The following is a 14,641-nucleotide window of genomic DNA, read 5'->3' on the forward strand; positions in this document are numbered from 1 at the left end:
TTAAGGAGTGAATTGAAATGGGAAGATACCCAACGATTACAATAATAAAAGAATTAGATAATAGCGAATACACGATTTACAGTTTTGGTCCTACTATTGATATTTGCGAGCAATACCCAGAAATGTATGAAAGATGGCGTTTTAAAATTTTGAAAGATAAAACAACCTTTGAAGAAGGCTATGTTTTACTTGATGATTTGCCTAAGGAAGATTTTCAATTATTTTACAAGTGTGCCTTTAAGATATATAAGCAAGTTGATGAACATGGTGGAATGGAGAATATTAAAAATATTGATTTACCAAATCAAATTTCATTTATTATTTAAAAGATATAATAGAGTAACCTAACCATAAAATAAAAGGGCTGTTCCATCTGAAGGCGCCCTTTTATTTTACAAACATCCACTTTGCATATACTATTAATTCTTTTAGTGAACCTCCATATCGGTCTATTAAAAGAAGACTATTCATTCCCAATAATTTCAAAATAGAAATTAGGAGATCATTTTTTCTCAGATAACTCCAATCATAAAATTCATTATAAATAAAGAGGCCTATATATATGGCAATATGTTTATTAATGACTAAAAAATATGAAGATGAAGAGATTGTTGTTTATCAATACTATCCTTCTGAATCACCCGATAAAATAGGTAAAATGTATTATAATAAAAAAGAACGAATGTTTCATGACTTAGAGCAAGCTCTAGTAGATTCAGAAACAATGAGAAAACATTATTTTAATTGTGCATGTACTAGAATTGTGCGATGTCTTAAAAGAAACGAAGACTTTCCTGATAGCATGGCATATGAAGCATAGTAAAATGAACAAATATATAAGTCGGCTCCTTTAATAGGAACCGGCTTTTCCTATCACTTCACATATACATAGGTTTCATTTGCCGTAATATAGTATGTTTTCCCTTTACTATTGTGCACTCTGTATTGTGGGCATTTGTTAACACTTACCTTTGCATCAATTGTAAACCCTAATCCTTCAGCAACGGTACCTACAACATCTTTATCCTGCCAAGATGGAGATTCATAGAAACGTAAATTGTCTACTTTAGAAATAACCCTTTTACCAGTCATAGTAGAAGCATCTGTCCCGTTGTAACGGATGTATGAGGTGTCATAATAAATCCATTGGTTACCACCAAGATTTAACCAGTTCCCTAATTTACCCCATACTTTATAAGCCTCTCCTTTTTGTAATTTACGAATAACACTATTATCTGTTGATGGTCCAGAACGAAGGTTTACATTGTACCCCTCAATATACGCAACACCATTCACTTCTACTGTACCAGGTACTTCATTTGGTTTTTGTGGTTTAGCATCCACTGTAACAGAGTTCCCATTATAAGCCTTTAACACGTCTGCTCGGAATTTAGCCTCTGATACACCATGACTACGAAGATAATCAAGTGGGTCTTCATGGTCTGTCCCACCTAATTTATAAGTAATATCCTTATGTGTCCACAACCCTTTTGAAGGATGAATATTTCGTTCACGCAAGATTTCTCCTATTAACTCTACATATCGTTCGTAAGAACGTTTGAATTTCATCGGATCACTTGTTTCACACAATTCAACGTGAACAAATCTAGCATTAGCTACTGGACCTGCACCCCATGCACGATATTTAGTAGATGCAATTTGAATCTTTTCATCCCAATCAACTGCGTAGTGAACAAAAGCTGAACGCCATGTACGAGACTCATATTTTTGAATATTAATAGCTGGAGCTTCTGGGGTAGCTGTAGAATGCGCTACAACACCTTCATAAGCACCAACACCATTACGGTATGGTTGTTTTGGTAAATCAGGAATAATCAAAACCCTATCAGCAAATACGTTTGTTCCAATTGATAATACTAAAATCATAGCGACAACTATAGATGAAATATGTTTCCACTTCTTTTTCATTTTACATCGGCATCCTTTTTTATAATTTTTGTGTGGTCAAATAATCCACTCGCTGACAGTCCAATAATAATTCCTTGAAATATATTTGTTTTGATATCTTGAGACAAAAATAAAACGCCTAGCGTAATGCCAAGCGTTAAATTTAATAACGGAACATATTTTGTTTGCATCCCAACTGTTTTTGCAATTTGTGATAATCCTACAACAACACCAATCATTACCGTAATTTCAAACATTACATACCACCTCCTTTCAATAAGAAGGTCAGAGCCGCCGCAATAAGCCCACCAACAATAAGGCGTAAGATCCAAGTTGTATTAGCGCTAATCTTATCTAATTGTTTATTGATATTGATAATGTCCTTCTCGTTACCTGTTGTCCGCATTTCTAAACTTTTAATCTCTAAGCGAATGTCCTTAATATCTTGCTTTATTTCTTGAACATCACTTCTTACTTCTTGTAATCCTTCCACTTTGATCACCCCTTTTTAGACAATAAAAAAAGACCAGCTTATGGCTGCTCTGGTTTCTTATCAATTAATTGTTGAAGTAGTAATCCTTCTAGACGTGCAATTCTGTCCTCTTGACTGGCTACTTGTGATTTTAGATATTCAATTTCATTATTCTGACTGGCAACTTTCGATTTAAGATTACTTAGTTCTTTCTCATGAACATCTTGTATAAACTTAATCTTTTGAGTAGCATCTAAATGGAGAGTTACAAGAGTGTACAGGTTGATTCCATCCCCCAAATCAGCATGGAAAGTTTCATCTGTGTCCTCCAAGATAAGACCATACTGTAGAGGAATATCTCTTGTAGTGTGTAGCTTTCCTGTTCCCTCAGCTTCCTGTCTCATTTTGTAGAGTTTCTCTACATCACTTTTGAAGTTATATTGCTTTACTTTCAAGCTCATAATTTTTTCTAAGGCATTAATCTCTAAATCACGAATATTGGACTTAATCTTACGAGATGAACGGTTTGTCAGACTTGTGTAACTTATGTTCCCTGCTTGTAATCCTGCTGTTGGTGTATTTTCACCTACTGGGATAAGCTGTAATGCACTTTGGTATCCTGAAACATGTGAGCCTCTGATACGTATATATGCTAGGCGTAGATCAGCATTGTTATTGTCATCTTGTAAAAGCATATTGTTACCTGAGGTTTTGTTCTTATTTTCAAAGTAGAAGTTACCATTTCCATTTCTAAAAGTATGATTTGTCCTTACAGTTGATAGGTGGTATCCGTTACCTTGCAGGTAAATGTTATTACCTGCTATAACTTCAAAATCTAGCGACGGCTGAATTTTAATAGAAGTATTTTGAGCTACCGTATCAGTCTTGATTACTATCTCACCTTGACGAGAAGCCGAGATAGTTACAGTGTCCTTACCATATAAATGGACTTTTCCTCCCCAAGTCTGTTCTAATCCTGAACCATATAGGAACAAATTAGAATTACTATTATAGGATTCTACTACTCCTAGAGTTGAATAAGATTCTCGGAAGTTATCATTTCCATTCCCATCAATGGGAGTTCTATGGTAGAGAGCTGTTGCCCCCTCAATACCACCTGATTTAGAACGCCCCATCACAAGAGCAGGCGTTATAGCTGTTCCATCTTGACTATTAAAGAATTTCAATTCAGCTCTAGAAATATTTTTATCATACAGCTCTAAGAACTGTCTATTGAGTTTTACAAAACGCTGTTCACTGTTAGGAGCAGTTTTAATAGTAACCCCAACTAGTTCTTGAGCTTTCAAGTGCTTCGCTTCAATGTAACCGTCAAGCATAATTTTTTGAGCTTGGATCAATACAGATTGAGCTGTTTGGTTGATTGTAGAGGCGACTTCATTGTTTTTAACTCGTTGAGTAATTTCTCCTGCCATTAAAGAAATAGAGCTTGTATGAGAATCTACAATAGACTTACTTCCAAATTGACCGTTAGCTTCTTTTTTTGTGTAAACGTCCGTTTTTTCTGCCTTTAACTCAATACTTTTAGACTGCTGATTTATGCTCGTTTCAAGAGTTGATACCTTAGAATTAAATTCTGTAGTAGCTACTTTCTTAGCAATCTCTCCTACAAGTTGATCATAGTTAGCATAGTCTTTCGGGTTTTCCATAAATGCCGAAGGTATAGCACCTTGTTGAAATTGTGGTTGAGACACCCAGATAAGTCCATTTCTACGTATCCATATATAACCCTCTACGTGAGTAACAGCTTTTGAAGGAACCTCAGCAGTAACAGAAACGAGTGTCCATGCACCGTTATTCAACTTATCTTTTAGGTCTACACTACTAGTTGTAACTGTAGTTGAACCATTTAGGAACTTAATCTCTAAAGCTCCACCTTGATCTATACCGTCCTTGTTATATGTAAAAACCCATGCAGATAATACTAGTTTTCCTGAGCTAGATGTAACAGGGAATAATTGACTAATACCTGTCCAAGCATTTACAGTCAGCCCCGTCGCTTGAATCTGAGCCGAATTATATCCGTCATGTTGCCTTGCTGTTGTAGGTGTAACAGCTACTCCCGATACAGTAGCTACTACTTTCCATTTGCTAAGGCTCGGGGTTCTAGAAGTAACAATACCAGAGCTAGGGGTAATTATCCTATCTTCAAAAGCAGAGTTCATATATAAGTTTGTACTACCCAGACCACCCACATAATCTTGCATTTGAGTATCGGAAACTTTAGAGCTGATTTGATTGTTCAACTGGGTAATCTCACTCGTATTCTTTTGGATTTGTGTAGTGTGATTACCTTGCGTTGCACTAAGAGAAGTAATTGTAGCTCGATTGCTATCCACGGTTTGCTTAATAGCGTTGGTTTTAACTGTCAGATCATTAAGTCCATGCTGAGTAGAGAAGTCATCAGTAGATAAGTTCCATCCTGTAACACGGTCCCCCAATTCCACCTGAGGCATTCTATAGTATATGTCCCCATTATGGAATAAAGCTAAACGGAATCCACCTGAGACGATATCTGCTGTCTTTGGCTTGATAGTTCTGACTATACGTGTCCACTTGCCTGTTGTGATATCTGCTAATTCGTCTGCTGTAAGTTGTACGTCTTGGTATTGTACTCTCACGCCTGCTTCATTGAAAAATTCTATGATGTAAGCATATTTAAACTTAAAAGTAGCTACGTTAGGAACTTTCATGTAAGCACTGAACGTGTACTCTTGGTTTAATGTTACAGAAAATTTCGTAGAAAAACCATTTACAATGCTATTAGGGGCTGTTTCCGCTAAGTTAGTACGATTAAAGCGAATTACTCCTGCACGCTTATCGTCAGCCCATGGCATTTGGAAGCTCGTCACATCAGGATGAGTAAATGCCCAACCTACAGGTAATCCTGTATCTCTTTGTAGAAAGCTTGAGTTGTAAACTAAATTAGTCCCCACTATGCCCTTACCCTCGATAACTGTAATAGTAGTTTTCACACCATCCACACTTTTTTCAATCTCGTTTGTTTTCGATTGAAAGGCTCCTTGTGTTACCCCATCTTCAGGAGCAAGATTCCAAGGTTCAAGTAAGTCTCCGAATGTAACCATTATCCCTGTAAATGTTGCATCTACAGTAGTTGTATTACCAGTAGCGATATTTACACGTACTTCTTTTAAATTACCTGTGTAATTCGTTGTATCGAAAGGAATGGAAATTCGATTCCAACCATTTGTTACTACTTTTTGCTGAATAATAGCATAATAATGTTGATCTTTCCCATTCTGATCATACGTGAATCTCATATATAGGCGCGGATATTCTGTTGTGGATGTTACAGCCTTTACATCAACATAACAGGATGCCATCCCCTTTTTCTTTATAAACTGATCTAGGCTTAAGTTTTGGTAGATATAAGCTGCATTGCTTGTTATTTGTAATCCTTTCTTAATACCTGATGCATCTGATATATTAACGTCAATAAATTTGAAAGTTGTTGAATTAGTAATACCATTCCATAAATTTTTTTCATTAGAAAAATCTGAGTTAATTACATAGTTTCGAACACTTACTTCTCGTTTTTCTATATTAGAGAGTTTTTCGGTAATCTTACCTGCTTCCTCTCTAATTTCAGTTGTCGTTTTTTTGAGTGACTTTGTATCAGATTGTATATCCGAAATCGTCTTTTTCGTGCCCTCCAGAGTTGATTCAACCGTATTTAATTTATTACTAATTTCACTATCTTTTTTTGTTAACGATTCAATGGATTGTTTAAACCCATCTGCAGTTTGTTCTGATTTAGTAACTCGTTCTGTAAGCTTTCCTTGTTCGTTTTGTACATTTGATACAGAAGTATTTATTCCTTTAATAGTAGTCTCAATTTCTACTGTTTTTTTAGTGAAATCAGTTGTGGATACTTGATCTTCTGGTGCTGGTGTCCATGCAGTTGATATTGTGCCAATTTCTAATTTAAGCTTTTCAATTAACACGTCCCCCGTGAAGTCACGTGCTAAAGCGTAAACTGAAATCTCTTTAATAGGTTTATCCATTACTACAGCACTCGCTGTGAATCTTTCCTGGTTATACTGTTTACCTAGTGTTAGGCGGTTTTCTATGCGACAACTCGGATAATGAAATGTATTATCTGTGAAAGTAATCTTCACTTCGAAACCAGCCCATTTATTCGTTGTTCCCCATGCAGTAACTTTACCTGTAAACAGGAAACTCATAGCAAGATTCTTACCCTGCATTAAAGTAGCTGCATCCTTTGCTAAATCAAAGTAGGTATGCTGCTTGTTTTCCCCAGTCTTCACTGAATGTGATTTAGTAGCTGTTTCTAGTAATAGATTTCGCCCACCAACTTGAATATTATCAACTTGAGTTTTCAGATTAGAAATTGTCTGCTTCGTTCCATCTGCCGTTGATATAATCTCATTGGTTTTACTTTCAAGCTGGGACAAACCATCATTAATTTTCGTTAACTCCGACTTCTCTACTTTTTGTTTAAGAGCTTCATTTGTTTGACTAATAGATGTATTAATATCCTGGAACTTCTTAACGTTACCATTCTTATCCGTTTCATAGATTTGTTTTCCTATAAAACCATCTTTAATTTCATCTTTCGTATAAACGCCGGATTTATCAGCCTTATCTTTTAATTGATTATTAATCCACGTTTGATCAACTTTGTCATTAACCTGCTTTTGAACATCAACTATTTGTCCAGCTATTTCTTGCGCTTTACCTTCCACACTTAGAACCTTTTGATTTAATTCCGTTTTAGCTGTTTCAATATCTTTCTTAACATCCTTAATACTTTGTTGTAATGGAGCCGTATCTGGAACAACTGATTCCCATGCTGTACCTGTCCATATTTTTAAAATACCAGGCTTACCATTACTAATATCACGCCAGAGTGTTTTATTTGCTTTGAGATCAGTAGTAGGTGGTTTAACACTTTCTATAATATCTACAAGATTTTTCTCCATGTAATCTTGAGTTGCTTCTGCTAAGTCTTTAGCCGTTTTACTTTCCTGTTGAGCTTGTTTTGACTTATTGATAGCATCTTGAATGTCTAGACTTTGATCTTTTACTTTGTCCTTTAAAGCATCAAACCACCCTTGAGGTACTTTATCTTGTAATGATGCTAAAATTTTTTGGTACATTCTACGTAGCTCTTCATTCGAATCAACAATTTCACGATAATCACCAAATACATACTTATCTTGTGTGGGGTCTTTAAAAGATTCATCACCAGCGATAGCACGTGCTTCAAGGTATAACTTAGGTGTGAACCCTCTATCTATGATTCTGATTGTATCGCCTTCATTAATTAATTCATGTGCTAATCCAAATACTTGCCCTATACTTTGTGCTTGAACTTCGTAAGAAACAGAAGTATTTATACGTTTTTCTATTTCTGTTTTCATAAGAGTTTTAAGTCGTTCCGGAGTCATATCTTGATTCTCTGTCTCTGGGCTATAGAAGCCGAATTTCTGTTGCCCCTTTTCATTCCAGCGTTGAAAAGCACCGTCATCCACAAGATAAGGTACGCCGTTATTTATTTCCGCAATAGTAATAAATTCTCCGCCTTCTTTTTTTACGAAGCCTAATAGGGCTGTACAAATGTTTTGAGAGTTCTCAATACGTTTAATTCCCATTAAATCTTTACCAAGAGTTACTTCTTTCTTTGTATCTCGTCCTCGCTTCTTGACCATATCTACATAACGACCAACGATTTGAGATCCTACAACTTCAGCACGATATTGAATTTCTAATTCAAATGAAGAAGCAATCTGTTTAAGAAATGTCAGTGGATCAGTAAATTCATCAACCGTCATAGAATGTGATCCATTATGCTCTGTTTTACCTATTTTCCACTTAGTACCTGCAAGAGCAATTCCCATACATTCATTTAACGTTTTACCTTCAATTTTTTGCGGATTAATAATCCCTGCTTTGGCAAGCTGAATCCATTCACCAGATGCATAAGCAACCACTGACCTATCTTTAGAATCTTTTTCCGCTTCAGTTATTACATATGGAACAATTCGACCATCACGCACTTCTTTTAATACTAAATTTTGTTGTAAAAGCGTTGTCGCATGTTCTGTATTATCAAACACCCTAAACTCTAATGTATCTATATTATTCTTGATTTCCCAATGGCGTTTGTCATCCCAATAATCTTTCGGTTGTATAGCTGAAACGATTTGACTAGTTTTAAAATCAACAATATGTAAGATTCCACTTGGTCTTCTCATCTAAATCGCTCCCTATAGCTTAGTTTTGCTATTCCTATATTAGCTGGGCGTACTATAATTTCATTCATCCCTCTTTTTACAATAGGAAATGAACTGAATATGTCTTTCAATCCAATCACATTTTTTCCGTTAATTGTTACTAATGATCTTTCAGTATCTATTTGTATTTTATCTCCTATATCAAAAATATAAGGAGTCTCATCTATGGTTAGAGTGTTTACCTTCCAAAACTTAACATCTTCAATAAATGCAATATCAACTGGTGGATTAGAACCATAAACAATACATCCTACAGCTATTTTGGCTACTGGTCTAGCTGTCATAGGATTACTGTGAGACTCATCTCTCCATGTACGGACAAAACTAGCATCATCTATCTCCGTATTCTTTCGATATTTAGCAAAATAGAAACTCCATTCTTTGCCCCTGCGAGCTACTGCAACATGTCCTCTGAAGTCGTTAAATGTATCAGAGTACATTCCCATTTCGTCAGAGATCCACTTTCTAGAACCTCCTGAATCAATAATTGCTTGTGCTGTTGTCATTTCATGGCTCATATAATCATCAGCCATCGCTAGTTCCACTATTACGTTATCGTTAGCATCTAAAAGCATAACTACAGTTTTCCCCATTCTGTTCCAGTGTTCAGACTGAAAACTCATTTGCACATCAAGTCTAAAATCTTGGATAACACCGCCTGTATTAGGAATAGTTCTCTTCATAAAAGGACCATGCCACTCGGTATCTGTTCCCGTTCCGTATGAGTCAGGTGTAAAGGCGTACCCTTGCCAAACCTTCATGGCCCCTGAACTTTTATAAATTCCTATTTGACCAGTTACAGCATTCCAAGTAGTTAAACTCTTCATTTCATCCCATATGAGACGCTCATTTTGTTTCACAACACGAGTTTTAACACCTGTGGGATAACCTAACCTAAAGTATTCGTCACCATTCCATACATCAAGGAAAGGGCTCTGTGCTCCCACAGTTATATCAATAATGGGATTAGACTCTACAGAACCATTGTTACGTAATGAAGCTTTTAAGTCCCCCTTCTCAATAGCCAGTATTTTCTCTTGTATAGCTCCCAACTTATAAGGCATTGGACAAATAAATTTAATTGTTCCTGTACCAAGGGCTACAAATTCATCTGGATCAAAGCTATCATCTACAATTGCTAAATATGTTCTATTTGGTTCTATATCAAAAATAAGTTCTGCCGGTTGATCTGTTATTAACCACCCTGCAAATTCTTCTTTCAGCGTTTCTAAATCAGATCCATCAGGAACTATAATTCCCACAGGAATAGAAAGAACCCGTATTTCAGTTTGTGTGTTTAATAGTCTTGCACCAGGATACCCTGGAATACTTAATAAATTTCTTTTCAATGGTGCCCAAGTAGGTCTTTTGAAGCCTTTTGCAATTTGGACAAATTCTTTACGTTCGTTGTTAAATGTAAAAGAGCTCATTTCGACACCCCATTTCTCTATAAAATAAAAGAAACTCAAACCTAAAAGGCTGAGTTTCTTTGCTCTTCTCTTTCTTGGTATTCTTTTGTATATCGATAAGTACCGCGTGCTAAGTCTCTACCATCTAAAATAACTGGTACTTCAATTACTAAATCGCCGCTTTGTGCTGAAATTACTTCATTACCACCAGTTTGCCCTGATGAATAATTAAATACTTGATTTGCGATATTACCAGCCATGGCTTGTCTACTATTCGATATACTTCCATACACACCACTCATAACAGACTTTAATCCTGCTAATTGACTCATAGAACTAGCCATCATCCGACTCATATCACCCATTAATTGATTCATAGTCCCAGTAATACCGAGTGATTTTTCTTTCGATGATAAAGGTGTAACTGTAATTGAATTCCCCTTCTTCGTAAATAACTCCGGTCCGGCTTCTCCTGTGATAAATGAACCATCACCTACAGGTTTTCCACCTTTAGCAAGCATCGGTACATGCGGAATAGTTGGTGCACTAACTCCTGGAATTTCATTTAATAACTCTGCGGGTGTGTTAAAGCCATCTATGAACTTATTAATAATACGAATAATTCCGTTGATAGCTGTACGAATACCACTCTTAATTCCATCCCACACACCTAATACTGCTGATTTCATTCCATTAAATGCCCCACTAACAGCGCTTGTTACCCAACGAACAGGGGTCATAATGGCGTCTTTTAAACCATTCCACACTGAAGATGCTGTGGATTTAATGCCATTCCAGATACTTGAAAGTGTAGACTTAATACCATTCCATACGCTACTACTTGCACTACTAATCATATTCCAAACAGTTGAAATAGCTGATTTAATGCTATTAAAAATTGAGCTTGCTGTGGAAACAATTGAATTCCATAAGCTAGAAAGATAGCTTTTAATCGCATTCCATACGGCACTCGTAGTAGAACTAATAGTATTCCAGACGTTCACAATCCAGTTTTTGATTGCATCAAAAATTGGAGTTACAATAGCGACTAATCCATTCCAGCATGCTTGTAAAAAATTCTTAACTGCATTCCACACAGCCATCGTCGCTGAACTGATTGTATCCCACACACTAACAATCCAAGATTTGATTTTTTCAAAGATTGGCGTTACAAATGACACAAGTCCATTCCAACAAGAAACTAAGAAATTCTTAATCGTTTCCCATACAAGACTTGTAGTAGATTTAATCTTATTCCAACACTCAGAAATAAAATTCTTGATACTTTCAAATAGTGGAGTAGCAAAGTATAAAATAGCCGTCCAAATCGCTTGTAAGTATTGGCTAATGAAATTCCATACAGCTTGGATCACTGTGGAAATACCATTCCAAATCATAGAGAAGAAATCAGCAATCCCTTGTAAAACAGGAGTTACAAAAGCTACTAATCCATTCCAAGTCTCTTGAAAGAAAGTAGAAATAGAGGTCCATATTTCTGTAAAGAAAGTCGCTATTCCCTGCAAAACTGAAGTTAAATATTCAACTATCCCATTCCAAATTTCCATACAGAAATTAAAAATGGATGTCCAAATACCAACGTACGTTTCTAGAATAGCGGTTCCCCAGGTTACAACAAACTCTACAATGCCATTCCATATACCTATTAAAAATTCCTTAATTGAGTTCCAAATTGCTGATGTGGATTCACTAATGCTATTCCACGCTTCACTTGCCCATTGCACAATCCCATCCCATATTCCTACTAAGAACTCTCCAATTGCATTCCAAGCATCAATGGTCCATTGTTTTATAGAATCCCAATTTTGATAAATTAGTACGCCTAAGGCAACTACAGCGGCTACAACCACAGCTATTAACGCTACCCATCCCATCATTGCAGCCCCTACACCCGATATGACGACAACTATTGGTGCTAAAGCCATAAACGCCCCTGCGATTACTCCAATAGCTACTGCAATGGCTGCCAATGTGGCTGCTAGTTTAGGATTATTAGAAATCCAGTCAGCAATTTTAGCAACAACATCGGCTATTACTCCCAGTACTGGTTTTAGAGCCATTTGTAAATCTTGCATTGCTTTTTGAAACTTAACTGCTGGATTTGCATCCATTTTTTTAATAGAACCATTCAATTGTTCTTGATTCTTTTGGAAATCAACTGTTTTTTCTTTCGCACCCAGCAAAGTATTAATAATGTTTTGCCCTTGATCTTCATACATTGTTCCGAAAAATTTAACGCCTAATTCATTACGCTTTGTTTCATCATCAACTTGTGATAAGGCTTGTGCAATCTCAGTCATAGCCGCTGAACCTTCTTTACCACCATTAGCTACAGCTTGACCCCATTTTTGAACTTGTTCCGCTGAAATATTAGTGCCTTCAAGAGCTTCTTTCATAGCTTTATCGACACCTTGACCGAACTCAGCCGCTTTAATACGCCCTTCTTTTAATCCATCTAACAGGTTATCAATCATGAATATTCAACGTGATTCGCAAAGTCACGCCCGTTCGTTATGAACTGCTATACGTCACCGCATAGATTAGACTATATCTTCAACTCTTTGAGTTGCCCCCTGTTTCGAGTGTCATTTGCTTACACCCTACGTCTCTCGACTAGTCGTTGCACGTTCCTTTATTAAAGGCTTCGCTCAGCATTGTCTCTTTTGAGAGTTTCACTGAATTAAAGGGGTTTTGCATTGTACGTCACCATACAAGGGAACTATAAATTAATTCCAAGTACCTGTTTCAACACCAGCCTCCATAATTGCCTGTACTTCTTCAGCACTATATCCAGCTCTTGTTAACTGTCCTCCATACTCAGCAATAATGTCTAATTGTTCAGGTGGAAATCCCATTTTTAGCAACGCATTTGTTAAACCAAGCGCACCATCTTGCGAAATACCTAATTCGTTTCCAATTTCATTCGTTTCTTGAATTAATTCAGTAAAATCTATTCCTTCATAAGATTGTGCGATTGCCGCTGCTCCTTTAACAACAGCTGCATTCGCTTCATCACTTACATTCTTATTTAAAGCCCACTGCCTACGTACACCTTCTAATGATGCCTCCGCATCCACACCATAAGCGGTTACTCCTCTTACAGCCGCCTCTACTGATTGCTTCGAGGATTCTGGAACATCAAAAGTTATATCAATTTTCGTTTGCAACTTTGACATATCCATTGCTTTTTCAACCGCACTAGCAATACCGCCACCTGCCGCCATACCACCTATGACATTTTCTAATCCTATCTTTAGCCCTTCAAACTTCTTCTCCGTTCTTCCGGCTTCTTGCTGTAAATCTCTTAATTCATTTCGCACTTGTTGTATTGAGTTTCCAGCATCCACCGATCGAAGAGCTCGTTGTAATTTCTCTATATCGGTTTCTGCTCCTAATGCTTCCCGGCCGATAATTCCTATTGCTTGTTCCAATTGTCGACTTGTAGCCGTACCACTTTTAATTGCATTCACAAGACGATTTCCTAATGCTCCCGCAAAATCATCAACACTTTTCCCAGTAGCACTAAACAATGTTTCTAATTGTCTTGTTGAACTTGCTACACTATCTTGCTCAGCCTTCATGTTCCCAAGCTTATTCTTTAGGCCATTAAGCGATCCTTCTGTAAATTCAATTTCACGCCTAAATGCGCGGTATTGTTCTTCGGAAATTTTTCCGTTTTGAAACTGCGCTTGGACTTGTTGCTCAGCTGCCTTTAATTTATCTAGCTTTTGTGTAGTGTTTTCAATTTGCTGAGTCAGTAACTGTTGCTTTTGGGCTAAAGCTTCAGTATTACCTGGATCAAATTTTAATAATCGCTCAACATCTTTAAGCTCTTTGGTTAAATCATTACTACGCTTATTAACATCTTTTAACGCATTTTGAAGTCCCGTGGTTTCACCATCAATTGAAATACTAATCCCTTTAATTCTTCCTCCTGCCATCATCTCACCCCTTTCTTAGAATGAATCGAAGTCTTTTTGATTTGCTTTACGAGTTTTCTCTTTGTCTGGGTTCTCCATTTCTGCAAATTCAGCAATATAATCAAAGCAATCACCGATTGTCATTACTTCTAAATCCCAACTCGTTAATTTTGCTTTATAACAAAGAGCAAGGAACAAATCAGTGGTGAATTCTTCATCACTGAAAGCCCCTTGCCCTGCATTACTTTGCTTTAGTTTTTTTTTGCTCCCATTGTACTTTGAATCATATCGTTAATCTCTGGAATGATTTCATAAATGGGAAACTCTTCAAATCCATCTAACCATGTAACTGGATCCGGAAGATTCGGATCAGCGGTTTTAGCATATAACCAAACTAAATCATAAATAACTTCAAAATCTATTTTCTTTAAATCTACATTTGAGAGGTCAATAGAAGGCTGAGAACCATCTTGTGGTGTAAACGTACCAATAGCTCCTAAAGCCATCATATCAGCAAACAAATCACGTCTAAATTGCGCTTTGTAACGCTTAACAGTTGCTGCTGTACTTTTTAGTCGAACTTGCTTACCATCTATTACAATTGTTTTTTCCATTTAA

Annotated in this window: 9 protein-coding genes and 1 pseudogene; 2 read left to right on the plus strand and 8 right to left on the minus strand. The window is 36.6% G+C overall.

The window, feature by feature from the left end:
* Positions 1 to 17 precede the first annotated feature (17 nt).
* Both EKQ63_RS19480 and EKQ63_RS19485 read left to right on the plus strand, forming a co-directional pair.
* Positions 18 to 326 (plus strand): hypothetical protein, encoded by a 309-nt coding sequence (locus EKQ63_RS19480; RefSeq protein ID WP_000534160.1) that lies wholly within the window; start codon positions 18 to 20, stop codon positions 324 to 326.
* Positions 327 to 562: 236 nt separating this feature from the next.
* Positions 563 to 820, plus strand: coding sequence for a hypothetical protein (locus EKQ63_RS19485; RefSeq protein WP_143881427.1), 258 nt, complete (start codon positions 563 to 565; stop codon positions 818 to 820).
* A gap of 53 nt (positions 821 to 873) precedes the next feature.
* Here the strand turns inward: EKQ63_RS19485 and EKQ63_RS19490 are convergent, their stop codons facing one another.
* From EKQ63_RS19490 to EKQ63_RS19530, 8 genes and pseudogenes are all read right to left on the minus strand, one after another.
* Positions 874 to 1,929, minus strand: a complete 1,056-nt coding sequence (locus EKQ63_RS19490) for an N-acetylmuramoyl-L-alanine amidase (RefSeq protein WP_143881428.1) — start codon at positions 1,927 to 1,929, stop codon at positions 874 to 876.
* A complete protein-coding gene (locus tag EKQ63_RS19495; RefSeq protein ID WP_000461737.1) occupies positions 1,926 to 2,165 on the minus strand; it encodes a hypothetical protein in 240 nt (79 codons plus the stop codon). Before EKQ63_RS19495 ends, EKQ63_RS19490 begins: the two co-directional genes overlap by 4 nt.
* Positions 2,165 to 2,401 carry a hemolysin XhlA family protein gene (locus EKQ63_RS19500; RefSeq protein WP_000398740.1) on the minus strand — a complete coding sequence of 79 codons (237 nt, stop codon included), beginning with the start codon at positions 2,399 to 2,401 and terminating at the stop codon, positions 2,165 to 2,167. Before EKQ63_RS19500 ends, EKQ63_RS19495 begins: the two co-directional genes overlap by 1 nt.
* Positions 2,402 to 2,439: 38 nt before the next feature.
* A complete protein-coding gene (locus EKQ63_RS30365) occupies positions 2,440 to 8,637 on the minus strand; it encodes a phage tail spike protein (protein WP_223290766.1) in 6,198 nt (2,065 codons plus the stop codon).
* Positions 8,634 to 10,106, minus strand: a complete 1,473-nt coding sequence (locus EKQ63_RS19515) for a distal tail protein Dit (RefSeq protein ID WP_143881429.1) — start codon at positions 10,104 to 10,106, stop codon at positions 8,634 to 8,636. Before EKQ63_RS19515 ends, EKQ63_RS30365 begins: the two co-directional genes overlap by 4 nt.
* Before the next feature lie 41 nt (positions 10,107 to 10,147).
* On the minus strand, positions 10,148 to 12,577 hold the full coding sequence (locus EKQ63_RS19520) for a phage tail protein (RefSeq protein ID WP_143881430.1): 2,430 nt from the start codon (positions 12,575 to 12,577) through the stop codon (positions 10,148 to 10,150).
* A gap of 255 nt (positions 12,578 to 12,832) precedes the next feature.
* A pseudogene (locus EKQ63_RS19525) lies at positions 12,833 to 14,047 on the minus strand (hypothetical protein); the annotation flags it as partial.
* Between the two features lie 227 nt (positions 14,048 to 14,274).
* Complete coding sequence (locus tag EKQ63_RS19530) at positions 14,275 to 14,637, minus strand: hypothetical protein (RefSeq protein WP_143881431.1); 363 nt, start codon at positions 14,635 to 14,637, stop codon at positions 14,275 to 14,277.
* Between the last annotated feature and the right edge of the window lie 4 nt (positions 14,638 to 14,641).

This window comes from Bacillus sp. BD59S (assembly GCF_007363175.1).
Classification (GTDB): Bacteria; Bacillota; Bacilli; order Bacillales; family Bacillaceae_G; genus Bacillus_A; species Bacillus_A pacificus.

Excerpts from the sequence above, each read along its gene's own strand:
- EKQ63_RS30365 (WP_223290766.1), bottom strand. The coding sequence starts at position 8,637 with ATGAGAAGACCAAGTGGAATCTTACATATTGTTGATTTTAAAACTAGT.
- EKQ63_RS19495 (WP_000461737.1), bottom strand. The coding sequence starts at position 2,165 with ATGTTTGAAATTACGGTAATGATTGGTGTTGTTGTAGGATTATCACAA.
- EKQ63_RS19515 (WP_143881429.1), bottom strand. The coding sequence starts at position 10,106 with ATGAGCTCTTTTACATTTAACAACGAACGTAAAGAATTTGTCCAAATT.
- EKQ63_RS19520 (WP_143881430.1), bottom strand. The coding sequence starts at position 12,577 with ATGATTGATAACCTGTTAGATGGATTAAAAGAAGGGCGTATTAAAGCG.
- EKQ63_RS19490 (WP_143881428.1), bottom strand. The coding sequence starts at position 1,929 with ATGAAAAAGAAGTGGAAACATATTTCATCTATAGTTGTCGCTATGATT.
- EKQ63_RS19480 (WP_000534160.1), top strand. The coding sequence starts at position 18 with ATGGGAAGATACCCAACGATTACAATAATAAAAGAATTAGATAATAGC.
- EKQ63_RS19530 (WP_143881431.1), bottom strand. The coding sequence starts at position 14,637 with ATGGAAAAAACAATTGTAATAGATGGTAAGCAAGTTCGACTAAAAAGT.
- EKQ63_RS19485 (WP_143881427.1), top strand. The coding sequence starts at position 563 with ATGGCAATATGTTTATTAATGACTAAAAAATATGAAGATGAAGAGATT.